Source organism: Kineosporia succinea, from assembly GCF_030811555.1.
GTDB classification, from domain to species: domain Bacteria; phylum Actinomycetota; class Actinomycetes; order Actinomycetales; family Kineosporiaceae; genus Kineosporia; species Kineosporia succinea.
Genome location: NZ_JAUSQZ010000001.1, coordinates 4,152,294 through 4,177,944 on the forward strand (window position 1 = coordinate 4,152,294; position 25,651 = coordinate 4,177,944).

Consider the following 25,651-nt stretch of genomic DNA (forward strand, 5'->3'; position numbering starts at 1 on the left):
AGCCGCAGGACCGGCGCGAGGTTTACCCCGAATGTGGGGGAGTAAGTCCTTGAACGGTGGCCGTCCCGCCGCGATATAGGCTCTGCGCATGCACTTCGTCAAGGTGAACCGCTGATGGCCCGGATCGCGGGCCGGGGACCGCAGCACGACGCCAAGGAGGCCGAGATCGCGCAGGCGCTCTCGCAGCGTGCGGCCGAGGTGTACCGGGAGATCCTGGGCCGGGCCCCCGAACACGACCTGGTGCCCAGCCTCGACCGCATCGCGGCCGTCGCCCAGCTGCTCGGCGACCCGCAGCGGTCCTTCGAGTCGGTGCACGTCACCGGCACGAACGGCAAGAGCTCCACCACCCGCATGATCGAGCGGCTGCTGCGTGAGCACGGCCTGCGCACCGGGCGGTTCGTCAGCCCGCACCTGCGCGACGTGCGTGAGCGCATCGCGATCGACGGCGAGAGCATCGACGAGCTGCGCTTCATCGAGGCCTACGAAGAGATCACGCCCTACCTGGAACTGGTCGACGCCCGCAACGCCGAGGCCGGTAACCCCCGCCTGACCTACTTCGAGGTGCTCGTCGCCCTGGCCTACGCCGCGTTCGCCGACACCCCGGTCGACGTGGCCGCGGTCGAGGTCGGCCTGGGCGGCTCGTGGGACGCGACGAACATCATCGACGCGCGCGTCGCCGTGGTCACGCCGGTCGGCATCGACCACGAGCGCTTCCTCGGGCACGACGTCGCCACGATCGCCACCGAGAAGGCCGGCATCATCAAACCCGGTGCGATCGCGGTGATCTCGGAACAGCACGACGACGCGGCCGAGGTGCTGCTGTCCCGCGCGGCCGAGGTCGGGGCCACCGTCTTCCGCGAGAGTTACCAGTTCGGCGTCAGCACCCGCGAGGTCGCCCTCGGCGGTCAGCTGCTCACCCTCCAGGGGGCCGCCGCGGTCTACCCGGACATCTTCATCCCGCTGCACGGCGCCCACCAGGCCCAGAACGCCGCGGCCGCGCTCGCCGCCGTCGAGGCGTTCCTGCTCTCCGACGGCCGCGACTGGGCGGCCACCGACAACTCCGGCGAGGGAACGGGTCTCGACATCGACGTGGTGCGGGCCGCGTTCGCCGACGTCGACTCGCCCGGCCGTCTCGAGGTGGTGCGCCGCAGCCCGACCGTGCTGGTCGACGCCGCGCACAATCCGTCCGGTGCCCAGGTTCTCGCCGACAGCCTGGAGGAGGCCTTCGGCTTCACCCGGCTCATCGGGGTCGTGGCCGTGCTGGAAGACAAGGACGCGGAGGGCATCCTCGGCGCGCTCGAGCCGGTGCTGCACGAGGTCGTCGTCACCCGCACCTCCTCGCCGCGCGCGATGGCGCCCGACGACCTGGCCGAGATCGCCGAGGACGTGTTCGGCGACGACCGGGTCACCACCTTCGAGCGCCTCGACGACGCCCTCGACTACGCCATGGGCCAGTCCGAGATCGGCGGGATGATCGGCGGCGGGGTGCTGGCGACCGGTTCGGTCACCATGGCCGCCGATGTGCGAAGGCTCTTCCGCCTGAAGTGAGAAGTGATCACGGCCGGGGCTTTCCCCGGCCGTGATCCGGCCCGCCCGCAAACGTTGTCCGCCGACCGCTCGGCGGACTTTCCGCTTTTTGTGGCCGAAGTTCTTCCCAAACTGGACAAAGTCGCATTACTGTCCCTCACAGGCGCTACACAGGGGTAGCGGCCGGACACGGACGGGAGGTCGGCATCGTGGCACGCGTCGGCACCCGCCCGGAGAACCGGCACCAGGCAAGGCTTCTCCGTCTCCTGCGCGACAGCGGCCAGCAGTCGCGGGCCGAGCTCGGTGACGCGGTGGAGTTGTCCAAGTCCAAGGTCGCGATCGAGGTCGAGCGCCTCGCCGACCTCGGCCTGGTCGACGTGGTGGGTCTCGCGGCCTCCCGCGGTGGCCGGCGCTCGCAGATGGTCGCCCTGTCGCGCCGCCTGCGGTTCGTGGGCATCGACATCGGCGCCACGTCGATCGATGTCGCGGTGCTCGACGGCGAACTGAACCTGCTCGGGCAGGACCGCGCCGAGACCGACGTGCGCCGCGGGCCGGCCTCGGTGCTGGAGCAGGTCATCGATCTGGTGGCCAAGGTGCGGGCCGGTCTGGCCGAAGAGGGCGCGCCCGTCACCGGGGTCGGCGTCGGTGTGCCCGGTCCGGTCAGCCAGGCCGAAGGGGCACTGGTCGCACCGCCGATCATGCCCGGCTGGAGCCGCTTCCCGATCCGGGACACCCTCGGCGCTGCGCTCGGGGCCCCGGTCATGGTCGACAACGACGTGAACGTGATGGCCCTCGGCGAACTCCACTCCGGGACCGCCCGCAGCGTGCGTGATCTGCTCTTCGTCAAGATCGGCACGGGCATCGGCTGCGGCATCGTGGTCGGTGGGGAGATCTACCGCGGCGTGAACGGTTCGGCCGGCGACATCGGGCACATCCAGGTCGACGGTCACGGACCGGTCTGTGCCTGCGGCAACACCGGTTGTCTCGAAGCGGCTTTCGGCGGCGCGGCCCTCGCCCGCGACGCCGAGGCGGCCGCCCGCAGCGGCCGGTCGGCGTGGCTGGCCGAACGGCTTCCGCACCCCTCGGCCAGGGACGTGGGCGATGCCGCCGCGGCCGGAGACCCGTTCAGCCTGGCTCTCATTCGCGACGGCGGCAACCGCATCGGCAAGGTGCTCGCCTCGCTCGTCAGCTTCTTCAACCCCGGCCTGGTGGTGATCGGGGGCGGCGTGGCCGGTCTCGGTCACCCGCTGCTGGCCGAGATCCGCAGCGTCGTCTACCGCCGCTCGCTCCCGCTCGCCACCGGCAACCTCCCGATCGTCCTGTCCGAGCTCGGCGGCACCGCGGGTGTCGTGGGGGCCGGAAGGCTCATCTCCGACTCGGTTTTCGCAACCAACTGAATCACCCGTACGTTCCCTGCGCGACCTCGACGAGGAGGCCACCGTGGACGACGACGTCCTGCTGCGCATGCGCGGCATCGTCAAGCAGTTCCCCGGCGTCCGGGCCCTGGACGGCGTCGATCTCGACGTCTCCGCGGGTCAGGTGCACTGTCTGCTGGGGCAGAACGGAGCCGGCAAGTCGACCCTGATCCGGGTGCTCGCCGGCGCCCACCGGCCCGATGAGGGACGCATCTCCTGGCGGGGCGAGGAGGTCACCTTCCCGTCTCCGTCGGCGGCGATCCAGCGCGGCATCGCGACCATCTACCAGGAACTCGACCTGGTGCCCGGTCTCTCGGTGGCCGACAACCTCTACCTCGGGCACGAGAAGGCCTCGGCCGGCTTCGTGCACCGCTCGGCCCAGGGACTCGCCGCCCGGGAGGTGCTGAAAAAGCTCGGCCACCCGGAGATTCCGGTGAGCCGCGAGGTGGGGCGGCTCTCCGCGGCGCAGCAGCAGATCGTCAGCCTGGCCCGGGCGCTGGCCCGCGACGCCCGGCTGATCGTGATGGACGAGCCGTCGGCGGTGCTGGCCCACGACGAGGTCGAGAACCTGTTCCGGGTGATCCACGACCTGGTCGCCGAAGGAGTCGCGGTGGTCTACATCTCGCACCGCCTCGACGAGATCCGGCAGATCGGCGACGTGGTGACCGTTCTGAAGGACGGCCGTACCGTCGCCAGTGGTCTGCCCGCCGCGAGTACACCCACGCAGCAGCTGGTCTCGTCGATGACCGGGCGGCGGGTGGAGTACCTGTTCCCGCCGCGCTCCGGGGCGCCGGCCGGGGGCTCCTCGCTGCTCGAGGTCCGGAACCTGTCGCTCAAGGGTGTTTTCGACGACGTCTCGCTCAGCGTGGCGCCCGGTGAGATCGTCGGGATCGCCGGGTTGGTCGGGGCCGGCCGCTCGGAGGTGCTCGAGACGATCTACGGGGCGCGGCGCCGCACCGGGGGATCGGTCACCATGGGCGGCCGTGAGCTCCGGGCCAGCTCGGTGCGGGCGGCGGTGAGGGCCGGTATGGGCCTCGCCCCGGAGGAACGCAAGAGCCAGGCCCTGCTGCTCGGTGAGCCGATCGCGCGCAACGTGAGCCTGGCCTCGCTGCCCCGGATGACGAAAACCGTTCCCGGCTGGCTCGACCGGCGCCGTGAACGCGTCACCGCGCAGCAGGCCACCCGTGAGCTGGAGGTGCGCCCCGACGACGTGGCCCGGCCCGTCCGCACGCTCTCGGGCGGCAACCAGCAGAAGGTGGTGCTGGCCCGCTGGCTGCTCGGCGACACCCGGCTGCTGCTGCTCGACGAGCCCACGCGGGGGGTGGACGTCGGTGCCCGGTCCGAGATCTACGCCGTGGTGCGGCGTCTCGCGAGTCAGGGGATGGGTGTGCTGCTCGTCTCCAGCGAGGTACCCGAGGTGCTCGGCCTGGCCGACCGGGTGCTGGTCATGCGGGAGGGGAAGGTCGTGCACACCGCCCCGGCCGAGGAACTCGACGAGCACCGCGTGCTCGACCTGGTGATGGAAGGAATCGTGAGATGAGCGTGGAACAGTCCACCGCCCCTCCGGTGGCTCCGGGAAACCGGCCGGGGGTACTGGCCCGGATGCGCGGCACCGAGATCCGCAATCTCGGTCTGGTCGCGGTGCTGGCCGTCCTCGTCGTGATCGGGGCGGCCACCAGCGAGAACTTCCTGACGGGCGACAATCTCGAGAACATCCTGGTCAGCTCGTCGGTGATCGGCGTGGTGATCGTGGGTGCCACCTTCGTCATCATCGGCGGCGGCATCGACCTCTCGGTGGGCGCGATCGTGGCGCTGGCCTCGGTCTGGGCGACCACCCTGGCCACCCAGTCGTACGGCCCGTGGATGATGGCTCTCTGCGCCCTGCTCGTCGGGGCCGGGGCCGGGCTGATCAACGGGTTGCTCATCGCGTACGGCAAGCTGGTGCCGTTCATCGTGACCCTGGCCATGATGGTGACGGCCCGGGGCCTGGCGGCGCGCATCGCCGACAACCGCACCCAGCTGGTCACCGAGCAGCCGATCAAGGATCTGGCCAAGAGCGACGTCCTCGGGATCCCGCTGCTCGTCATCATTCTCGCGGTGGTCGCGATCGCCGGCTGGGTGCTGCTGAACCGCACCACGTTCGGCCGGCGGGTGTTCGCGATCGGGGGCAACGAGGAGGCCGCGCGGCTGGCGGGCATCGACGTCCGGCTGAACACCGCACTGCTCTACGTGCTCTCCGGAAGCTGCTGCGGCATCGCGGCGATCATGCTGCTGGCCCGCACCACCACCGGTTCCAGCACCCACGGAAACCTCTACGAACTGGACGCGATCGCCGCCATCATCATCGGCGGCACCCTGCTGAGTGGAGGCCGCGGCACGATCGTCGGCTCGATCCTCGGTGTGCTGGTCTTCACCGTGATCACGAACATCTTCATCCTGAACAACCTGGCCACCGAGACCCAGAACATCGCCAAGGGCCTGATCATCGTGGCCGCGGTGCTTCTGCAGCGGCGCGCGAACCGCAGCTGACCACCACCCAAGGGTTCGACGACGAGCCGGCTCCCGGCGTCGTCCTCACTTCGACACACGGAGGTTCGCCACCATGGACAAGTTGACGCTCGACCGCAGACGGCTCTTCGCCGGAACCGGTCTGCTCGGCGCCGGGGCCCTGCTCGCCGCCTGCACCAGCAACGAGCCCGACGCGGCGCCGGTCGCCAGCACCCAGGCGGTCAGCAGCGGCGGCAACGACGCGGCCGGGCAGGAGGTGGTGATCGGGTTCAGCGCCCCCGCCGCCGACCACGGCTGGATCGGCGCCATCACCACCAAGGCCGAGGAGGAGGCGAAGAAGTACCCGGACGTCGACTTCCAGGCGGTCGAGGGCAGCAACGACGTGAACCAGCAGATCTCCCAGGTGGAGACGCTGATCAGCCGCAAGGTCAACGTGCTGGTGATCCTGCCGTTCGACGGCAACGCGCTGACCGAGGTCGGGATCAAGGCGATGGAGGCCGGGATCCAGGTCATCAACCTCGACCGGGTGTTCTCCTCGCCCCGCGGCGCCCGCACCTGGATCGGCGGCGACAACTACGGAATGGGCGCCGCCGCCGGGTACTACCTGGCCCAGCAGCTCACCGCCAAGGGGGTGAAGGACCCGGTGATCGCCGAGGTGCAGGGCATCGCCGACCTCCCGCTCACCCAGGACCGCAGCAAGGGTTTCGAAGAGGCCCTGGCGACAGCCGGTTTCAAGGTGTCGAACAAGGTCAGCGCCCAGTTCACGGTGGAGTCGGGCCAGCAGGTCACGAGCAACCTGCTGCAGGCCGCGCCGAAGCTCGACGGGCTCTGGAACCACGACGACGACCAGGGGCTGGGCGTGCTCGCGGCGATCGAGCAGGCCGGGCGCGACGAGTTCATCATGGTCGGCGGGGCCGGCTCGAAGAACATGATGGACCTGATCAAGGCCGACAGCGGCGTGATGAAGGCGACCGTGACCTACCCGCCGAGCATGGCCGCGTCGGCGGTGAAGCTGGCTCGCCTGGTCGGGCAGAAGAAGGGCATGAGCGACCTGGTGGAACTCGGTGTGCCGGCGTCGATCACGCTGACCAGCGAGACGATCACCAAGGAGAACGTGGACGAGTACCTGTCTCTCGGATTCGAGTCCTGATGGGGGCCCCGAACCCGATCGGTGTGGGCATGATCGGCTACGCCTTCATGGGAGCGGCCCACTCCCAGGCCTGGCGCTCGGTCAACCACTTCTTCGACCTTCCCCTGCGGGCCGAGATGACCGCGATCTGCGGGCGCGACCAGGCCGCCACCGAGCGGGCGGCGGCGAAACTCGGCTGGCAGAGCGTGGAGACGGACTGGCGGGCGCTGATCGAGCGCGACGACATCCAGATCGTCGACATCTGCTCACCCGGCGACACACACGCCGAGATCGCGATCGCCGCCCTGGCCGCGGGCAAGCACGTGCTCTGCGAGAAGCCGCTGTCGAACACCGTGGCCGAGGCCGAGCTGATGGTCGCGGCCGCCCGCCGGGCCCGGCAGCACGGGGTGCACTCGATGGTCGGCTTCAACTACCGCCGGGTGCCCGCGATCGCGCTGGCGCGCAGGCTGGTGGCCGAGGGCCGGCTGGGGGAGATCCGGCACGTGCGGGCCCAGTACCTGCAGGACTGGATCATCGACCCGCAGTTCCCGCTGGTCTGGCGCCTGCAGGCCGAGCGGGCGGGCAGCGGGGCCCTGGGGGACATCGGTGCCCACATCGTCGACGCCACGCAGTTCATCGTGGGCGACCGGCTGGCCGGGGTGACCGGTCTGACGGAGACGTTCGTCAAGGAACGTCCGCTGCACCAGTCCGCATCCGAGAAGGGTGCAGTAACCGTGGACGACGCCGCACTTTTCATCGGCCGTTTCGGTAACGGGGCCCTGGGTTCGTTCGAGGCGACGCGCTTCGCCGGCGGGCGCAAGAACGCCATCCGGATCGAGGTCAACGGCAGCCTCGGCAGCCTGGCCTTCGACTTCGAGTCGATGAACGAGCTGCACCTGTTCGACGCCACCTCGAGCAGCCGGACCGGCGGCTTCACCCGGATCCTGGTCACCGAGCCCGAGCATCCCTATCTGAAGGCGTGGTGGCCGGCCGGGCACCTGCTCGGCTATGAGCACTCCTTCACCCACGAGATCGCCGATCTGCTGGCCGATCTCGGCACCGGGAACGAACCGTCGCCGTCGTTCGAGGACGGCCTGCAGGTGCAGCAGGTGCTCGCCGCGGTGGTGGACTCCGCCGCCGGCGGCTCGCACTGGCAGCCCCTGCCGGCGGTGACGCAGAACGCCGCCTGAGTTCCCGCCGGTGCTGTGAACACCGGCGGGAACCCGCGCCAGGAAAGGAGCGCAGCACCACCGCATTGCCCCCGAAGACCCCTGACCGCTCCAGTCTAGGAGAACAGCATGTTCGACGCACCATCGCAGAACGAGGCATCAGCCCTGGCCAGAGCCCTGCGGCTGAACCGTCGTCAGCTTTTCGCCGCGAGCACGGGGGTGGCCGCGGTGGCCGCCGCCGTGACCGTACCCGCCGCCACCGCGGAGGCCACCATCCATCGACCGGGCCGCAAGATCCCCAAGGGCAAGCGCGGCATCATCCTCTACACGGTGCGTGACGCCGTCTCCCGCGATCCGAACGCCTTCAACGGCCCGTCCGGGTTCAAGGAGGTGTTCGAGGCGCTGGCGAAGATCGGCTACAAGCAGGTCGAGTTCGCCGGCTACACCCAGCACGCGAACGCGCCGGGCGGGGCCTCGCTGGAATCGGTCGCCGGGGCGAAGCAGCTGCGGAAGTGGCTCGACGACAACGGTCTGCGGGCCCAGGGCAACCACGGCTTCATCCCCGCCTGGCCGCTGACGCCCGCCGACGAGGAGAAGTTCAAGCTGCACCTGGAGATCGCCAACATCCTCGGGGCGCAGCACGTCGGCACCGGGTCCGACCCGACCAACAGCGCCTTCAAGGCCGACTGGGACGTCGCGGCGGAGAAGTGGAACGGGCTCGGCAGGATCGCGGCGCGGGCCGGGCTGAAGCTCTACACGCACAACCACGACGTGGCCTACAGCTTCCTGCTCGACAGCGGGCCGAAGGACGCGTCGGGAAACCCCACACGCAGCAGCGGTATCCGGCGGCTGGAGTACTTCCTCAAGGTCACCGACCCGAAGTACGTGCACCTGGAGATGGACGTGTTCTGGGCGCACGTGGCCCAGTACAAGTTCAAGGAGTACACCGCGCCGGACGGCTCGACCCGCACGGACGTCTTCGACCCGGCCGCCACGGTGCTCAGCGCCAACGCCCGGTTCCCGCTCTTCCACGCCAAGGACGGTGAGCCCGACCTGGACGTGGCCAACGGCTACGACATCGTGCCGTTCGGCACCGGCAAGATCGACTACGAGAGGTTCTTCGACCGGGTGGGGCGCACCGACACCCGTAACCCGATGGTCGAGCAGGACACGGCCCCCGGTGGCACCGCCGCGCCGGCCCAGTCGCTGCAGCACGCCCGGCTGGGCCTGCAGCACCTGGCGTCGCTGTGAAGGGCGCGCTGAAGCTCTTCCTGGCGGTACTGCTGGCGTTCGGGGCACTGCTCTTCGTGCCGCCGGCGGCGAGTGCGCACCCGGGCCACGAGGGTGACGAAGACCCGCTGAACTGGGCCAACTACGAGAAGATCACGCTCACCAAGGACACCGGTGAGCCGATCGACCTGGCCGTGCTGCCCGACAGCCGGGTGCTGCACACCGCGCGCGACGGCGTGGTACGGCTGACCGACCCGGCCACCGGCGTCACCACGCAGGCCGGCAAGTTCGACGTCTACAACAACTCCGAGGACGGCCTGCAGACGGTCACCCTCGACCCGGACTTCGCGGAGAACGGCTGGGTCTACTTCTACTACGCGCCGAAGACCATGACGGCGCCCTACCCCACGACCACCCCGACCGGCAGCGCGCCGAACACCCTCCCGGCAGGCGCGGACGAGTCGTACTGGAACCAGTGGAAGGGCTACAACCAGCTCTCCCGGGTGAAGTTCTCCTCGGCCTCGGGAAAGATCGACCTGGCCACCGAGCAGGTCATCATCAAGGTGGAGCAACAGCGCGGCCAGTGCTGCCACGTGGCCGGTGACGTCGACTTCGACGGTGACGGCAACCTCTACCTGGCCACCGGCGACAACACCCCGGCGGGCACGCCGGGCGCCGACGGCTTCGCCCCGAACAACGACCGCGCGGGCTACAACCCGGGTTTCGACTCGCGGCGGGGTGCGGGCAACACCAACGACCTGCGCGGCAAGATCCTGCGCATCACGGTCGCGGCCGACGGCTCGTACACGATCCCGGACGGCAACCTGTACCCGGAGGGTACCGAGAAGACCCGCCCGGAGATCTTCGTGCAGGGGGTGCGCAACCCGTTCCGTATCGACGTGGACGCGGAGACCAACAGCGTCTCGTGGGGTGACTACGGACCGGACGCCGGTGTCGCGAACGCCCAGCGCGGCCCGATGGGCTACGTCGAGTGGAACACGGTGAGCATCGACGAGCCGGAGAACTCGGGCTGGCCGTACTGCACCGGGAACAACTTCAACTACAACGAGTGGAACTACGAGACCGCCACTGCCGGTGCGTTCTTCGACTGCGGGGCCGGGGCTGCGAACAACTCGCGCTGGAACACCGGTCTGGCCACGCTGCCGCCGGCGACGCCCGCCGACCTCTACTACGGGGACGACGCGGACGACCAGCCGTGGCCGGAGCTGACCGACTTCGACGCGCAGGGCGGCCAGGGCCCGATGGGTGGCCCGGTCTACCACTACGACGCCGACAACGACTCCACCACCAAGTTCCCCGAGTACTGGGACAGCAAGGCGTTCTTCGCCGAGTTCTCCCAGGACTACCTGGCGGCGTTCACGGTCGACTGGCCGGCCGGCCCGGTCTCGAAGATCGAGCAGTTCCTGCCGAACGCCGACCTCACCACGAACGGGCAGCCGATCACCGACAGCCCGATCGACATCGAGTTCGGGCCGGACGGGGCGCTCTACGTGCTCGACTACGGTGACGGCTTCTTCCGGCAGAACCCGGACGCCGGGCTGTACCGGATCGACTGGGCGCCGGGCAACAAGTCCCCGCAGGCTCACATCGACGCCGATCCGGCCAGCAGCAGCTCGGCTCCGCTGACGGTCGAGTTCTCCGGCGCCGGGTCGGTCGACCCGGAGGGCGAGGACCTCACCTATGAATGGGACTTCGACGCCGACGGGACGTTCGACGCGACCGGCGTCACCGCGTCCCACACCTATACCGAACTCGGGAAGTACACGCCGCGGCTGCGGGTCACCGACCCGGAGGGCAAGTACGGCCTGACCTCCACGGCCATCAGCGTCGGCAACGTGGCGCCGACGGTCACGGTGACCACCCCGTCGAACGGCGCGTTCTTCACCTGGGGCGAGGGCGTTCCGTTCACGGTCACCACCGACGATCCGGAGGACGGGGCGGCGACGGTGTGCTCGCGGGTCGCCTGGACCTTCGGGCTGGGGCACGACCGGCACGCGCACCCGCTGAGCCAGGGCACGGGCTGCTCGTTCACCATCCCGACGCCGGCCGACGCCCAGGAGCACGGGGTCACCGAGAACATCTTCGGGGTGGTGGTGATCCGTTACACCGACGCCGGTGCGAACGGGGTGCCGGCCGCCACCGGTGAGGTCTCGATGATCCTCAACCCCCGTGTGCAGCAGGCGGAGTGGGCCGACGAGCAGCAGGGCGTCGAGATCGTCGACGACGCCGCGGCCGGTGGCCTGCGCAAGGTGACGTCGTTCGACGAGGGCGACCACCTGGGCTGGGACCCGGTCAACCTGGGCACGGTGAACTCGGTCGTCGTCGCCTCGTCCGGATCCGGCACGCTCGCGTTCCGCTGGGGCACGCCGGACGCCACCCCGTTCGCCACGCTGAGGGTGAACAGTGAGGGCATCGCCGAGAAGGCCGTCGGTCTGGGGTCCGCGAAACCGTCGGGCACCGGCAAGCTCTACGTCACCTCCTCGGGGGGCGTGGTGCTGGACCAGCTGACCTTCTCCACCGAGGAGGGCCCGGTGGACTCCACCCCGCCCGAGGTGACCGTGACCGGTGTGGAGGCCGGCGCGTCCGTCGGTGACTCGAAAACCGTGACCCTGGGCTGGGAGGCGACCGACGACAGCGGGATCGAGAGCGTGAAGGGCACGCTCGACGGCAAGGAGATCATGTCGGGTGCCAAGATCGCCCTTTCGACGCTGGACCTCGGCAAGCACACGCTGACGGTCACGGCGACGGACAAGGCCGGTCAGACCACCACGAAGAGCGTCGAGTTCACCGTGGTGACCTCGTTCGCCGACGTGAAGGCCCTGATCACGCAGTACGCCAAGGACAAGAAGGTGACCAGGGGCGGGGCCGTGCTGCTGCAGTCCGAGCTCGAGGCCGCCCGTCAGCTGGCGGTGGCGAAGAAGACCGTGAAGGCGGTGACGGCGCTGAGGGTGCTCGACGCGTCGCTGACCAGGCTCACGGTGCCGGACGCGGACGCCCGCAAGGTGCTGAGGCGGGACACGGCCGATCTGATCAAGCAGGTGCAGAAGAAGTAGTTCCGGCTGTCGCCCGGGCCTTCGTGGTGAAGGCCCGGGCGACTCGTTCGTGGGAGACGAGATGGCGCGACCGATCACTCTTTTCACCGGTCAGTGGGCCGATCTGCCGTTCGAGGAGGTCTGCCGGCTGGCCTCCGGGTGGGGTTACGACGGCCTCGAGATCGCCTGCTGGGGAGATCATCTCGACGTGGTGCGGGCGGCGGAGGACGACGCCTATCTGCGCGGGCGTGTCGATGTGCTGGACAAGCACGGCCTGAAGGTCTGGGCGATCTCGAACCACCTCACCGGCCAGGCGGTGTGTGACGACCCGATCGACACCCGGCACCGCGACATCCTCGGCGACCGGGTGTGGGGTGACGGTTCCCCCGAAGGGGTGCGGACCCGTGCGGCTCGCGAGATCGAGTACACCGCCCGGGCCGCCGCCCGGCTCGGGGTGAACACGGTGGTCGGTTTCACCGGGTCGGCCATCTGGAAGTACGTGGCGATGTTCCCGCCGGTCTCGCAGGCGCTGGTGGACGACGGGTACCAGGACTTCGCGGACCGGTGGAACCCGATCCTCGACGTGTTCGACGCCGAAGGGGTGCGTTTCGCCCACGAGGTGCACCCGTCCGAGATCGCCTACGACTACTGGACGGCGCAGCGCGCGCTGGAGGCGATCGGGCACCGTGAGGCGTTCGGCCTGAACTGGGACCCGAGCCACTTCGTCTGGCAGGACCTCGACCCGGTCGGTTTCCTCTGGGACTTCAGGGACCGGATCTACCACGTGGACTGCAAGGACGCGAAGCGCCAGGTCGGCAACGGGCGCAACGGCCGGCTCGGCTCGCACCTGGCCTGGGCCGACCCGCGGCGCGGGTGGGACTTCGTCTCCACCGGTCACGGCGACGTGCCGTGGGAGGCGTGCTTCCGCATGCTCAACGCGATCGGTTACGACGGGCCGATCTCGGTGGAGTGGGAGGACGCGGGGATGGACCGGCTGGTCGGCGCCCCGCAGGCGCTGGAGTTCGTGCGGTCGCAGCTGTTCGACCCGCCGGCGGCGGCCTTCGACGCCGCGTTCTCGAGCCGCTAGCTCTTTGACACACTGGGTGGGTGCGTAACCCGATGCGGATGATGGCCGCGACCACCCTCATCAGCGAGGCGCTGGTGCTGTTCTTCGCCGGCCTGGTGGCCATGCAGCTCTCGTCACTGTCCACCGGGCAGGCCCTGGGCATCACCTGGAGCCTGGCCGTGGTCTGCTTCCTGGCCGCCGGGATGCTGCGGGGCCGTGCGGGTTACGTGTTCGGCTCGGTGCTGCAGCTGTCGCTCTTCGCGATCGCCTTCTGGGTGCCCGCGATGATCTTCGTGGGCGTGCTGTTCGGCGCCCTGTGGATCGCGTCACTCGTGATCGGTTCGCGCATCGAGCGGGAGATGGCCGAGCGAGCGGCGTCGTCCGAGGTGGAACGGCCCGCGGGATCCCTGTAGCAGTGGGCCGCCCGCCGACGGGCCGCATCCGCCCGGAGATTCATCACCTCCCAGCCCGGGACAGGCCACGGAACCTGGGTTAGCGTCTCGATCATGCGCATCGTCATCGCCGGAGGGCACGGAAAGATCGCTCTGATCCTGGGCCGGATGCTCCACGACCGCGGGGACGACGTGGTCGGCATCATCCGGAACCCCGACCAGGCCGACGACCTGCGCGCGGTGGGGGTCACTCCCGCCGTGCTCGACCTGGAGCAGGCGGACGTCGAGGCGGTCGCGCGGCTGCTCTCGGGCGCCGACGCCACGGTGTTCGCGGCCGGGGCCGGTCCGGGCAGCGGTGTGCCGCGCAAGGACTCGGTCGACCGGGGCTCGGCGGTGCTGCTGGCGGAGGCGGCCGAGAAGGCCGGAGTGCCTCGGTTCGTGCAGGTTTCGAGCCTCGGCGCCGACTCGGTGGCCGGTGGGGCGCGGCCCGACGGGGTCGACGACGTGTTCTACGCCTACCTGCAGGCCAAGCTCGCGGCGGAAGACGACCTGCGCTCGCGGGATCTCGGCTGGACCGTCCTGCGTCCGGGCGCGCTCATCGACGGCCCGGGCACCGGGCAGGTCCGGCTGGCACCGAGCGTTCCGCGCGGTTCGGTTCCGCGCGCCGACGTCGCGGCCACGATCGTGGCCCTGCTCGACGCTCCCGCGACCGCGCGCAAGGTGCTCGAGCTGGTCTCGGGCAACGCCGAGATCGCGGCGGCTGTCCGTAAGGCCTGAGTGCTCCTCGCCGCTTCTCGTGCTCCTCGCCGCTTCTCGTGCTCTTCGGTGCTTGAGGACGCGGCGGTCAGGCCGCCGGGGTCGGGTCCAGTTCCGGGGCGGTGGGGTCTTCCTGCTGCACCCGGGGGTCGATCGAGCGGCGGGGCGCCGGGATCGACCTGGGCATCGGGACGACGGGGACCGGCGCGTCCTGCTCCGGAGCGGGCTGCCGGCGCAGCAGGCCGAGCAGGGCGGGGCGGTTCGTGTTCTCGACGGCGGCGGACAGCACCGACGTCAGCACGGTGGTCAGCGGGGGCCGGTCCATCGATCCTCCATCGTTCTTCACTCTGTGCGACGGACGCGTCACAGGATGATTCCATCGTTTGGTGTCAGCAATGTCTTGAGGCCTTCAGGGTGATGTTCGTACATCCGGCGCACCGGACACTGATCCGTGTTCAGTAGGCTCTCTTCCGCCTGATGTACACATCACTGAGAGGGACACCCATGGCCACCGAGCGGACGCTCGTTCTTGTGAAGCCGGACGGCGTGCGCCACCGCCAGATCGGTGAGGTCCTGCGCCGCATCGAGGCGAAGGGCTACGACATCGTCGCCCTGCAGCAGTTGGTGCCCACGGCGGAGCTGCTCGAGAAGCACTACGAGGAGCACGTGGGCAAGCCGTTCTACGGCAGCCTGGTCGAGTTCATGATGTCCGGCCCGGTGGTCGCCGCCGTCGCCGAGGGGGAGCAGGTCATCGCCGCCTTCCGCTCGCTGGCCGGTGCGACCGACCCGATCAAGGCCGCGCCCGGCTCGATCCGCGGCGACCTGGCCCGCGACTGGGGCACCAAGGTGCAGCAGAACGTGGTGCACGGCTCGGACTCCCCGGAGTCGGCGGAGCGCGAGATCGGCCTCTGGTTCCCCGCGCTCTGAGCCAGTTCCGCGCTCGTCCTGAGCGCGTTCCGAAGTGAACCCTCGTGCCCACCGGCCGCGTGTCGGTGGGCATGAACCTTCGAGAGCTCCTGCTCGCCGGTGACCTCGATCCGCTGGAGCGGTTCCTGGCCGGGGTCGGCGACGGCGAGCGCCGGGAGCGGTTCGAGGAGCTGAAGACCTTCGCCCGGTCCCAGGAGGCGGAGGCGTCCTGGGACTCCTCCGCCTCGGCCTGGACCGAGCCGCTGCCCGGCGTCGCCGTCGCCACGGTCGTCCTGGCCCCCTCGGCCGCGGCGGCGGCCACGATCCTGAACCGGGCGGCTCTGCGCGAGCGCTGGAGCCGGCTCCCCGTGGACCGGATGGTCCGCGCCGCCGGTGCCCACGGCGTCCTTAAGCTCGACGATCTCGCCCTTCGGCTCGCCGCGCGTCTGCCGCGCAACCCGGAGGACCTCAGCTGGCGGCCGGTCGCCGACCTGATCGTGCGATCAGGGGCCGCGGTGCCCGGCACCGACGAGTTCGTGACCGGCTGGGCCCGCTGGGTGCGGGAGCCCTCGACGGTGTTCGGATGGCCCGAGGACGACGCCGAGCGGGTGGCCCTGATGGCCGCCCGGCTGACCGACGGACCGTTCCTGCCGGTGCTGCTTCCCCGGATCTTCGAGGTGAACCGGGTCGGGACCACCCTCGGCGCACCCCGGGCACTGATCGCGCGGAGCCTGGCCACGCTGCCGCTGGACCGCGCCGATCTGATCGACGGGTGCCTGGTACGGCTGCGGCAGCCGGACCGGCCGGCGTCGCTGAGGTTCTTCTGCGAGCTGCACGACGAACTGCGGCCCACGGCCGAGGAGACGGAACCGCACGCCCTGGCCTACGCGGATCTGGCCGCGGGCGCGCCCTCCCCGGTCGCGGGGTTCGCGCTGCGTCACCTGCGCACCCTGCACGAGGCGGGCCGGCTGGAGCCGAAGGTGGTGCTCGAGGTGGCGCCGGTGCTGCTGGAGCGGTCGGAGAAGGCGGTCGCGCGGGCGGCGGTGAAACTGGTCGCGGCGCTGCCGGACCGCGAGCCGGGTTCTGATCCGGAGCTGCTCGAGGCCCTGGTGGCCGGTTTCCGGTCACCGGTGCCGGACGTGCAGGAGAAGGTCGTGGAGCTGGTGCGGGCCCGGCTGGGCGGGGCGCCGGCGTCCTCGGTGGCCCTGGTGGTCTCCGCGGCGCAGGCTCTGCCGGGCGACCTCCGGGCCCGACTGGGGGTCTCTCCAGATCCTTCTTCTTCGGGCGCCTCCGCCTCGGGGACCAAGGGTTTCGTGGAACCGGAGGTCTCTGTGTCGGGGGTGACAGGTTTCGCGGTACCGGAGGCCTCTGCGTCAGGGGTGACAGGTTTCGCGGTCCCGGAGGCCTCTGCGTCGGGGGCAACGGGTTTCGCGGTACCGGTCGACGAGCCCTGGCCCGAGGCCCTGGGGTCGGCCGCCGAGCTGGCCGCGGAACTGGCGGCCGGAACGCTGCCCGGTTTCGGTACCCCGGAGGCGACCGGGGCGTCCGCACCGCCGGTGGACTGGATCGCCCGGGAACGGGTGATGGCCGCGGTGGCCGCCCTCGACCCGGACGCGGTGCGCGCGGTGCTGGCGACCCAGTGGACCGGCGACCCGCGCACTCCGGGGGGCTGGGTGCCCCCGTGGGACACCAAGCCGTACTCGTTCCTGTGGGACAACGGCTGGCCCGACAACCCGCTCCTGCTGGGCTTCGTCGGCCAGGACGCCCGGGCACGGCTGGAGTCGACGCGAGCCGATCTGCTGGCCGGTCGGCTGACCGATGCCCTGGGGTTCGTGCCCCTGCTGCGGATGGCCGAGATCGGGCTGAGCGAGATCGGGCCGCACCAGCTGCTGTCCACGCCCACCGACGTGTCCGGGCGGGTGCGGGCCGACGTGCTGCTCGACCGGCTGGACGCCCTGGAGGCCCGGGGCGCACAGCCGCTGCCGCTCGACCTGGAGCAGGCGCTGCTGCGGCTGCCCCGGGAGGTCGACCCCGCCCTGGTCACGCGGGCCGCCGCCCTGACCTCGCCGGCCGGGCTCCGGGTGTCACAGTGGCTGACGTCTCCCCGGGAGACGGTGATGACCGTGATCGGCTACGGGGAGCCGGTTCCCGGGACCTACGGGGTGCCGGGGCGACTCAGCGGGCGGCGCGGGGTGGCGGTCCGGGCGTCCTGCCCACCGGGATCCCTGGCCCAGGTGCTCTTCGACCGGGAGGGGCGGTGGCGGCCCGGTTTCGGGCACGTGTTCACGGAGGCCTTCCCCGAGCATCCGGAGGTGATCGCGGTCCACGCGCTCTCCGACCGGGGGGCGATCCGGCGGAACCTGGACCTGGTGGCCCGGTTCGGGCCGGCCCTGGGGCCGGCGACGTCCCTGATCCTGGCGCCTCTGCTGGCGGCCGAACCGGGCGAGAGCCAGCTGGAGGCCCTGGACCTCACCGTCACCCTGGCGGCGGCGGGGGTCCTGCGCGGGGCCGAGATGGGCGACCAGATCGGTGCTCTCGTCGCCGACGGGGCGCGTTCCGGCCGCACGGTGTTCCCGCAGCTGATCACGCTGGCCCAGGTCGCGCCGGGGGAGGCCGTCTGGCCGCTGATCGCCGCGGTGCTGCCCTACGTGCTCGACGGGAAACCGGCCGGGCTGCCCGACCTGCTGGCGGTGGCGACGGATCTGGCGGGGCGGTTCGGGGACGGGACGCCGGTTCCCGGGCTCGCCGAGTTCGCCGCCCGGCCGGGGGCGGGACGGGTGCTCACGCAGGCCCGGAGATTGCTGTCGGTGCTGGTCTAGGGCGGTTTGCCAAGATTGTCGGTGGTCGCTGTTAGCTTCGCCGTGTTGGTCTTTCGCGGGTTTATCGGGGACGTGATCTGAATCGTGCAGGCATTGGCGACCTACTCCTACCGGGCTCCTTCCGAGCTCACCGGTTCCTCCGGGCTGCGGTTGCAGACCAGTGGCGGCCCGGCGGCGAATCCCCGGTTCTTCAGCGGAGACGTGGCCGCTCCGGGGGCGGCCGCGGCCGGGCTGCTGGTCGTCTCGGCGGTGGCGGCGGCCGACTTCCGGCGCGCACCGATGCGCATGCTGCTCGATCCGGTGGTCACCGCCGAGGAGAACAAGCTGCGGTTCGAGGCGTTCTCCGGCTGCACCGGCGTGCACGTGCGGCTCGACCTGCTGCCCGAGGCGCTCGACGGTGACGGGTTCCTGCGGCACGGCACCACCAACATCGACATCAACGCGCCGCTGCGCAAGGCCCTGACCCGGGTGCGTGACGGGCGGCTGCATCTCGACGTCGGGCCGGACGACGTCACGGTCACCACCGGCACCGAGCGGGTGGTCGAGCGCAAGGTGCCGCTGCCCGGCTCCTGGTTGCGCGGTTTCACCGAGACCCAGGTGATCAGCTCGGGTTTCGACGTGCGGGCCGAGGTCGACCGGGCCTCCGCCTCGGCGTTCCTGGCCCGGCTGCCGCACGGCGCCACGCGCGACACGCTGTGGGTGGTGCCGGCCGGGCGCGGGCTGCGGCTCACGGCCCGCCCGGTCGCGGGGGCGGTCGGGCTGGGCGGGGCGCACCGGCTGCAGCTGCTCACGCCGTTCCTGCGGCACGCGAAAACCCTTCGGCTGTACGGGGCGGCACCCGGCTCCGGGCAGTCGCAGGCCACCGGCAGCTGGGAGCTGTCGGGGCCCGGGATGCGGCTCACCCTCACCCTCTCGCCCCAGGCCACCCGGGGTTTCGCGGGTGAGGGCGCCGGGCTGGTGCACCTGGCCGGAGCGCAGGCCGAGGCCGACTCCGACCTGGTGAGCACGCTGCTGGCCTGGGACACGGCGATCGACGTGGCCGATCTCGCCGCCTCCACCGGGCTTCCGGCCGAGCGGGTGCGCGCGGCGCTCACCGTGCTGGCCACGGCCGGGCGGGTGGGCTACGACGTGGCCGAGGCCGCCTACTTCCACCGCTCGCTGCCGCAGGGGCCCGGCGTCGAGCAGCTCAACCCACGGCTGCGGAGGGCCCGCAAACTGCTGGCCGACGGGATGGTCCGGGTGACCGCCGCGGGCACCGAGGTCGTGGGCTCCGAAGGGCGCACGCATCTGGTGCGCACCGTGGGGTCCGCGTCGGTCTGCACCTGCACCTGGTTCCAGGAGCACGCTGGTGACCGGGGGCCGTGCGCCCACGTGCTGGCCGCTTCGCTGGTCCCGGCGCCACCGGGATCCGCGCCGCAGATCCCGGTGGCCGAGGTCTCGGTGCCGGAGGTCACGGCATGAGCGCCGACTGGAACGTGCTGCGTGAGCACCTGAACCGGTTCCGGCCCGACGAGACCGAGGCGTTCGTCGTCGCGGTGCCCGAGGCCGAGCGCCCGGCGCTGGCCAAACTGCTCGGGGCCTGGGTGCGTTCGGAGATGGGCGAGCCCCGGTGGACCGAAGACCCGAGGCGTTCGGCGCTGCCCTCGGTGGCCGTGGCGGCGGTGGCTCTGCTGCCGTCGTCGTCGGCTGCGGCCACGCTGCTGGGCCGGGCCTCCCTGAAGATGCACTGGGACTTCCTGCCCGCCCACCGGATGGCCGCCGTCGCCGCCGCCCGCGGTGTCGACTGGCTGCCCGACCTGGCCTCACGGCTGGCGCTGAAGCTGCCGCGCGACCCGGACGAGACCGGCTGGCCGGGCGTCGCCGAACTGATCGTGGTCACCGGGGCGCCGGTGCCCGAGCACGACACGTTCGTCAACGGCTGGGCCGCGTGGCTGCGCCGGCCGACCTGGGGGCGGGTCTGGCCCGAGGCGGTGCCGGAGCGCGTCACCACGATGTGCGGGCGCCTGCTCGAGGGGCCGTTCCTGCCCGTGCTGCTGCCGCGGGTGTTCGAGATCAACGGCACCGGGCTGCTTCTCGCCCAGCCCGAGGCCGAGGTGGCGGCATCGCTGGTGGCGCTGGCCGGGGCCGATCGCCTCGAGCGGGGCGAACTGCTCGACGGGTGCCTGATGCGGCTGGCGCAGCCCGACCGCCCGGGGGCGCTGCGGTTCTTCACCCAGCTCCACGACCTGTTGCGGCCCACCGAGAAGGAGCTGGCCGAGCGGGCCTACGACTACGCCGACCTGGCCGCGGCGGCCCCGTCGCCGATCGCCGCGTTCGCGCTGCGGCACCTGCGCACGCTGCTCGACGCCGGGCTGCTCGACACCGACGTGCTGCTGGGAGTGGCGCCCACGGTGCTCGAGCGGTCCGAGAAGGGCACGGTGCGAGCGATGATCACGCTGCTCGACCGGGCGGTGAGTGAGAGCCCGCAGCGGGCGGGCGACATCACGGCCGTGCTGGCGGCGACGTTCGGGTCGCCGGTCTACGACGTGGCCGAGAAGGCGCTCGGGGTGGTGCTACGGCGGCTGAAGCGGCTCGACGCGGCCGAGCTCGGCGTCGTCTCCGAGCAGGCCGCACTGCTGCCGCCCGACCTGCGCGAGAAGGCCCGGGCCGCCGGGCTGGTCCCGGCCGGAGCTCCGGAGTCTCCCGCAGAGACTCCGGAGCTGACGCTGCCGGTGGCCGAGTTCGAGCCCTGGCCGGAGCCGATCGCCGATCTGGCCGGGTTGAAGGCCGCTCTGGAGGGGCAGCTGGAGCTGTCCGGGTGGGTGGCCCGGGAGCACATCATGGAGGCGGTGGTCCGGCTCGGCGCGCGGTATCCCGACGAGGTGCGTGAACTGCAGCGAGTGCTCTGGTCACTGGCGAACGGGGTGCACGGGTTCTGGGGCCGGGCAGGCTACTGGGCCGCCGACTGGAACGTCGGCCAGGCGGAGTTCCTCCGCAAGGCCTCGTGGCCGTACGACCCGCTGATGCTGACGCTGTCCGAGCAGGTTCACCGCGTCGAGAGATTCGTGGCGAACCGAGATGCGCTGCTGCGCGGGGAGATGCTCCCGCACCTGCAGACGTGGTCCGACTACCCGCACCGGGTGGTGCTGCTGCGCATGGCCGAGGCCGGCCTGGGCCTGGCCGGTCAGCTGCCCGACCATGACGGGCCCGCACCGGAGCTCCTGCTGGCCACGCCCACCGACCGGTCGGGCCGGCTGTCCGCCGAGGTGCTGCTGCAGCGGTTGCGTCGGGCCGAGGCCGACGGGTGGCAGCCGTGGCCGCTCGACCTGGAGCAGGCGCTGCTGCGATTGCCCCGGCACGTCGACGGCGAGGTCCGGAAAGCCGCATCGGGCCTGACGTCTCCCGCCGGCCTACGGTTCGCGGCCTGGCTGGAGGCCGGGCCGCTGCCCGCCCCGGAGCAGCGGGTGGGGGGCGGTGTGCGCGCTCGCGAGGGCAGCTACCGCGCGGCCGAGGGCCGGCCCGGGGGAGTGCGCGTGGTCGACATCGAACCCTCGGGCGAGCTGCGGTCCGGCCTGCACCGGGCGCTCTTCCGGATCGAGCACAACCAGCCGCCGTTCACCCGTAGCTGGGTGGGGGCGCCGCCGCCGGCCGACGTCTTTCCCGACCACCGCGAGGTCATCTCGGCCTGGGCTCTCACCGACATCGAGGCGGTGCGCGAGGGCCGGGCGATCGACCTGCTGCCCGCGGGGCCGGATCTCGACGAACCGGCGGGCGCGGCCACCTCCCTCCTGATCGCCTACCACCTGGGCTCCGACAGTGCCGCGGGTCGTGCGGCCGGGGTCGACGCGGTACTCGGCCTGGTCGCGGCCGGGCAACTCGACGGCGCGGTGCTGGGCGAGCAGCTCGGTGCGCTGATCGCCGACGGTCCGGTCGTCGGCAGCCGGGTCTACCCGGAGCTGGCCGAGGCGGCGAGAGCCGGTGCGGCCCGGGAGATCTGGCCGGTGCTGGTCGCGATGCTGCCCTACGTGCTCGACGGTCGTCCGGCGGGCCTGCCCGATCTGCTGGCCCTGGCCGCGGATCTGGCCGGGCGGTTCTCCGACGGCGGCCCGGTCCCCGGGCTCGACGCGGTCGCCGACCGCCCCGGTTCGGGCAAGGCGGTGCAGCAGGCGCGGCGGCTGCGGGCGGCGATCGAGCAGCGCAAGGCCGCGCAGCCGTGATCCCGGCCGAGCTGCACGAGTGCCTGACCGGTCGCCGCGAGCGCGAGATGGCCCGGTTCGTGGCGGGCTGGATGCAGTGGGTGGCCGAGTCCGATCTGGAAATCCGCCTGCGGCGAGACGGTTTCCTGCCCGATCTGGTGCCCCGGATGTTCGCGGTCGCCGCTCCTGAGCTCCTGTCGCGGCTGGAGCACCAGGAGCTGGCACCCGCCCTCGTCTCCCTGACGGGCCTTCTCGGCCGCGGTGAGCTGCTCGACGCCTGCGTCGCCCGCCTGGCCCAGCCGGGCTCCGACGCCACGTCGCACTTCTTCTGCCGGCTCCACGACCTGCTCGAGCCGTCACCGGCCGAAGTGGCGCCTCACACGGCCGGATACGCGAATCTGGCCGCCACCGCGGCCTACGGCACGGCGTCGTTCGCGCTGGGGCATCTGAAGGCGCTCGCCCCGACCGGGCGGCTCGAGGCCGACGTGCCGGGGGCCGTGGCCTCGTCGGTGCGGGCGCGCCCGGCCAGCACACCGGTCCGCGACTTCGACACCCTGATCGACCGAACGACGGGAACGGCTCGATGAGCAACCACATCCAGACCCTCACGACGACCCTGTGCGGCCACCTCGAGGCCAAGCAGGTCGACGCGACGGAACAGTTCGTCGTCGGGGTGGCCGCCGTCGACCGGCCGGAACTGGCGAAAGAGCTCACGCGGTGGGCCCGTTCGAACGCCAACGGTCCCAGCTGGGAGGCGCACCGGGCCGAGCTGCCCGCCGTCGCGGTGGCGGCGGTCGGGCTGATGCCCTCGGCGGCCGCCGCCGACGCGCTGCTCGGCCGGGCCGCTCTGCGGGCCGACTGGGAATTCCTCCCCGTCGACCGGATGGCCGCGGTGGCCGGAAAACTCGGGGTCGCCTGGCTGGGAGACCTGGCCGTGCGCATGTCCGACCGGCTGCCCCGCTCCGGTCGTCTCGACGAAGACTGGCTCCCCGTCGCCGAACTGATCGCTGTCACCGGGGCCCCGGTTCCCGAGCACGACCGGTTCGTGAACGGCTGGGTCTCGTGGCTGTCGGTGCCCGAGGCGCCCGGCGGCTGGTGGGACCGGCCCGAGCCCGAGAAGGTCACCATCATCGGCCAGCGGTTCCTGCACGGTCCCTTCCTCGCGGTTCTGCTGCCCCGGCTGTTCGAGCTCAACGGGGTGGGGACTCCTCTCGGTGGGGGCGGGCCCGGGATGCCCGCCGCGCAGGCGCTGGTGGCCCTGGCCGATGCCGGGCGTCTCGACCGCGCCGAGCTCATCGACGGCTGTCTGGGGCGTCTGCGGCAGCCCGACCGTCCCTCCGCACTGCGCTTCTTCACCCGGTTGCACGACCTGCTCGCGCCCACGCCCGACGAGGTCGGGCCGAGAGCGGCCGAGTACGGCGACCTGGCCGCGGTGGCGCCGTCGCCGGTCGCCGGGGCCGCGCTCCGGAGTCTGCGAGAACTGGCCGACGCGGGCCGCCTCGACGTGGAGCTCCTCTGCGACGTGGCTCCGGCGGTGCTCGAACGGCCCGAGAAGGTCGTGGTCAAGGGCATGTTCACGGTGCTCGACCGGGCCCTGCGGGGAGCCGCGCCCCGGCCGGACGCTGCGGTCGCGCTGGTGACCGTTCTGGCGGGCTGTTTCGGTGCCGAGGACTTCGCCACCGCCGACCGGGCCTTGTCGATCGTGCTGTCGCGGGTCACGAAGCTGCCCCCCGAGGCGCTCACGGTTCTGGGGGAGCACCTCGGCGAACTACCGGCCGACCTGGCCCGCGCCGCCCGGGCGAAAGTGCCCGGGGCGGCGGGCGACCCGACGATCGCCGCGGCTGACGACTCCCCGTCCACCGCGGTCTCCCCGTCCACCGCGGTCTCCCCGCCTGAAGACGCTCCGGACCGGGCGGTGCCCTTCTCCCGCACCGACGAACCCTGGCCCGACCCGATCACCGACCGGGCCGGTCTCCAGCAGCTCTTCGACGAGAAGACCGCGGCCACGGGCTGGGTCGGTCTGGAGCAGGCGCTGGCGGGACTCACCGAGCTGGCCGCGGTCGATCCCGGGCACGGGGTGAACGTGCCGAACCCGGGCTCGTGGATGCCGCAGTGGGCGTTCTGCCAGACCCGTTACATGATCCATCGGCAGTGGCCCTTCCAGCCGATGCAGATGGGGAATCGGGAGTCCGTCGTGCGTCCCGAGATCGATGCCCTGCTGCGGGGTGAGCCGACGGAGTTCCTGCAGTGCTGGGCGCAGTACCCGCACATGGTGAGGGTGCTGCGGATGGCCGAGGTGGTGAGCGGCCTGGCCGCCGGTCGCGAGAACACACCGCGTCTGCTCATGGCCCTGCCCACCCGGATGAGCGGGGTGATCGACCCGGGTGCGCTGCTGAGCCGCCTGCGCCGGGCCGAGGCCGAGGGCTGGGAACCCTGGCCACTCGACTTCGAGCAGGCCCTCCTGCGGCTGCCGGCCCGGATCCCGGCCGACGCCGAACTGCTCACCGGGGCGAAAGACCTGAGGTCCGCGGCGGGCCGGCGTTTCGCGGGGGTGGTCGAGGCGGGCGGGCTGGCGGCCCCGGCGGCCGCGGTGACGACCGGATCGCAGCCACCGGCCCCGGGGTCCTACCGGGCGCACGAGGCTCGGCCCGGCGGGCTGCGCCGGGTCGAGCTGCAGCCGCCCGCGTCGCCGGTGTCGGGTCTGCACCGCACCCTCTTCGGGCTCGACCACTCCCGCCCGCCCCACACCAAGGACGACTGGGTGGCACCGCCGCTCGACCTGTTCCCCGATCATCGCGAGGTGATCGCGGCCTGGGCCCTGAGCTCCGTGCGGTCGGTGCGTCTGGGGTCGTTGAGCCGGCGGGTGACGCAGGCGATGGCAGGCTCGGCCGGCGAGCGTTCCGGGCCCGCGACCAGCCTCCTGATCGCCTACTACCTGGAGTCGACCGAGGCGGGGGTGCGGGCCGCCGGCATCGACGCCCTGTTGTACCTGTCGGCCGCCGGTGAACTCGACGGGCGCCTCCTGGGCGATCACCTGGGCGCGCTGATCGCCGACGGCGAGCAGATCGGGGAGCCGCGTTGGGAGACCCCGTTCCTCGGCCGCCGGGTCTATCCCTCCCTGGCCGACGCCGCGCGGGCCGGGGCGGAGGCCGACGTCTGGGACGTGATCGTGGCGATGCTGCCCTACGTGCTGGACGGTAGACCGACCGGACTGCCCGACCTGCTGATGCTGGCCACGAACCTGGCTGCCCGGTTCTCCGACGGCACGCCGATCGTCGGTCTGGCCGCGTTCGCGGGGCGCAAGGGATCGGGCAAGAGCGTGGTGCAGGCCCGTCGCCTGCTCGAGGCCGTGCAGAGAGCCCAGAAGCCAGCCCAGAAGCCAGCCCCGGAACCAGCCCCGGAGTCGGCCCCCGAACCAGTCCCGGAGTCGGCCCCGGAACCAGCCCCGGAGTCGGCCCCGGAGACGTCACCCGTGACGGTGGTGAGGGCCTGACGGAGGGGCCGGA

General features: G+C 71.7%; 18 protein-coding genes. 17 read left to right on the forward strand and 1 reads right to left on the reverse strand.

What is annotated here, in order from left to right:
- Positions 1–114: 114 nt before the first annotated feature.
- The 11 genes from J2S57_RS17915 to J2S57_RS17965 all read left to right on the forward strand — a co-directional run bounded on the left by J2S57_RS17915 (position 115) and on the right by J2S57_RS17965 (position 14,266).
- Complete coding sequence (locus tag J2S57_RS17915) at positions 115–1,548, forward strand: bifunctional folylpolyglutamate synthase/dihydrofolate synthase (protein ID WP_307244377.1); 1,434 nt, start codon at positions 115–117, stop codon at positions 1,546–1,548.
- Positions 1,549–1,736: 188 nt separating this feature from the next.
- The gene (locus J2S57_RS17920; RefSeq protein ID WP_307244379.1) at positions 1,737–2,924 is read left to right on the forward strand and encodes an ROK family transcriptional regulator; all 1,188 of its coding nucleotides are present in this window, start codon (positions 1,737–1,739) and stop codon (positions 2,922–2,924) included.
- 67 nt (positions 2,925–2,991) lie between these two features.
- Positions 2,992–4,482, forward strand: a complete 1,491-nt coding sequence (locus tag J2S57_RS17925; RefSeq protein ID WP_370882672.1) for a sugar ABC transporter ATP-binding protein — start codon at positions 2,992–2,994, stop codon at positions 4,480–4,482.
- Entirely contained in the window at positions 4,479–5,471 is a 993-nt protein-coding gene (locus tag J2S57_RS17930; RefSeq protein ID WP_307244383.1) for an ABC transporter permease, read from the forward strand. The genes J2S57_RS17925 and J2S57_RS17930 overlap by 4 nt, the downstream gene beginning before the upstream one ends.
- A gap of 73 nt (positions 5,472–5,544) precedes the next feature.
- Complete coding sequence (locus tag J2S57_RS17935; RefSeq protein ID WP_307244385.1) at positions 5,545–6,600, forward strand: substrate-binding domain-containing protein; 1,056 nt, start codon at positions 5,545–5,547, stop codon at positions 6,598–6,600.
- Positions 6,600–7,769, forward strand: a complete 1,170-nt coding sequence (locus J2S57_RS17940; RefSeq protein ID WP_307244387.1) for a Gfo/Idh/MocA family protein — start codon at positions 6,600–6,602, stop codon at positions 7,767–7,769. The genes J2S57_RS17935 and J2S57_RS17940 overlap by 1 nt, the downstream gene beginning before the upstream one ends.
- A gap of 108 nt (positions 7,770–7,877) precedes the next feature.
- Complete coding sequence (locus J2S57_RS17945) at positions 7,878–8,999, forward strand: sugar phosphate isomerase/epimerase family protein (protein WP_307244390.1); 1,122 nt, start codon at positions 7,878–7,880, stop codon at positions 8,997–8,999.
- Positions 8,996–12,052 carry a PQQ-dependent sugar dehydrogenase gene (locus tag J2S57_RS17950; RefSeq protein ID WP_307244393.1) on the forward strand — a complete coding sequence of 1,019 codons (3,057 nt, stop codon included), beginning with the start codon at positions 8,996–8,998 and terminating at the stop codon, positions 12,050–12,052. Before J2S57_RS17945 ends, J2S57_RS17950 begins: the two co-directional genes overlap by 4 nt.
- A 61-nt stretch (positions 12,053–12,113) precedes the next feature.
- The gene (locus J2S57_RS17955; protein WP_307244395.1) at positions 12,114–13,118 is read left to right on the forward strand and encodes a sugar phosphate isomerase/epimerase family protein; all 1,005 of its coding nucleotides are present in this window, start codon (positions 12,114–12,116) and stop codon (positions 13,116–13,118) included.
- A 20-nt stretch (positions 13,119–13,138) separates the two neighbouring features.
- The gene (locus tag J2S57_RS17960) at positions 13,139–13,510 is read left to right on the forward strand and encodes a DUF4233 domain-containing protein (RefSeq protein WP_307244397.1); all 372 of its coding nucleotides are present in this window, start codon (positions 13,139–13,141) and stop codon (positions 13,508–13,510) included.
- Positions 13,511–13,603: 93 nt separating this feature from the next.
- Positions 13,604–14,266 carry an SDR family oxidoreductase gene (locus tag J2S57_RS17965; RefSeq protein WP_307244400.1) on the forward strand — a complete coding sequence of 221 codons (663 nt, stop codon included), beginning with the start codon at positions 13,604–13,606 and terminating at the stop codon, positions 14,264–14,266.
- A 67-nt stretch (positions 14,267–14,333) separates the two neighbouring features.
- On the opposite strand, the gene J2S57_RS17970 is transcribed toward J2S57_RS17965, so the two are convergent.
- On the reverse strand, positions 14,334–14,570 hold the full coding sequence (locus J2S57_RS17970; RefSeq protein ID WP_307244401.1) for a hypothetical protein: 237 nt from the start codon (positions 14,568–14,570) through the stop codon (positions 14,334–14,336).
- Between the two features lie 179 nt (positions 14,571–14,749).
- Between J2S57_RS17970 and ndk the strand changes: the two genes are divergently transcribed.
- The 6 genes from ndk (at position 14,750) to J2S57_RS18000 (ending at position 25,638) form a co-directional block, all read left to right on the forward strand.
- Positions 14,750–15,172, forward strand: coding sequence for a nucleoside-diphosphate kinase (gene ndk, locus J2S57_RS17975; RefSeq protein ID WP_307244404.1), 423 nt, complete (start codon positions 14,750–14,752; stop codon positions 15,170–15,172).
- Positions 15,173–15,216: 44 nt separating this feature from the next.
- Positions 15,217–17,970 (forward strand): DUF6493 family protein, encoded by a 2,754-nt coding sequence (locus tag J2S57_RS17980; protein WP_307244406.1) that lies wholly within the window; start codon positions 15,217–15,219, stop codon positions 17,968–17,970.
- A gap of 84 nt (positions 17,971–18,054) precedes the next feature.
- Positions 18,055–19,431 carry an SWIM zinc finger family protein gene (locus J2S57_RS17985; RefSeq protein WP_307244408.1) on the forward strand — a complete coding sequence of 459 codons (1,377 nt, stop codon included), beginning with the start codon at positions 18,055–18,057 and terminating at the stop codon, positions 19,429–19,431.
- A complete protein-coding gene (locus tag J2S57_RS17990) occupies positions 19,428–22,166 on the forward strand; it encodes a DUF6493 family protein (protein ID WP_307244411.1) in 2,739 nt (912 codons plus the stop codon). The genes J2S57_RS17985 and J2S57_RS17990 overlap by 4 nt, the downstream gene beginning before the upstream one ends.
- Positions 22,163–22,732 carry a hypothetical protein gene (locus tag J2S57_RS17995; protein ID WP_307244414.1) on the forward strand — a complete coding sequence of 190 codons (570 nt, stop codon included), beginning with the start codon at positions 22,163–22,165 and terminating at the stop codon, positions 22,730–22,732. The genes J2S57_RS17990 and J2S57_RS17995 overlap by 4 nt, the downstream gene beginning before the upstream one ends.
- Positions 22,729–25,638, forward strand: coding sequence for a hypothetical protein (locus tag J2S57_RS18000; RefSeq protein WP_307244416.1), 2,910 nt, complete (start codon positions 22,729–22,731; stop codon positions 25,636–25,638). The genes J2S57_RS17995 and J2S57_RS18000 overlap by 4 nt, the downstream gene beginning before the upstream one ends.
- The last annotated feature ends 13 nt before the right edge of the window (positions 25,639–25,651 follow it).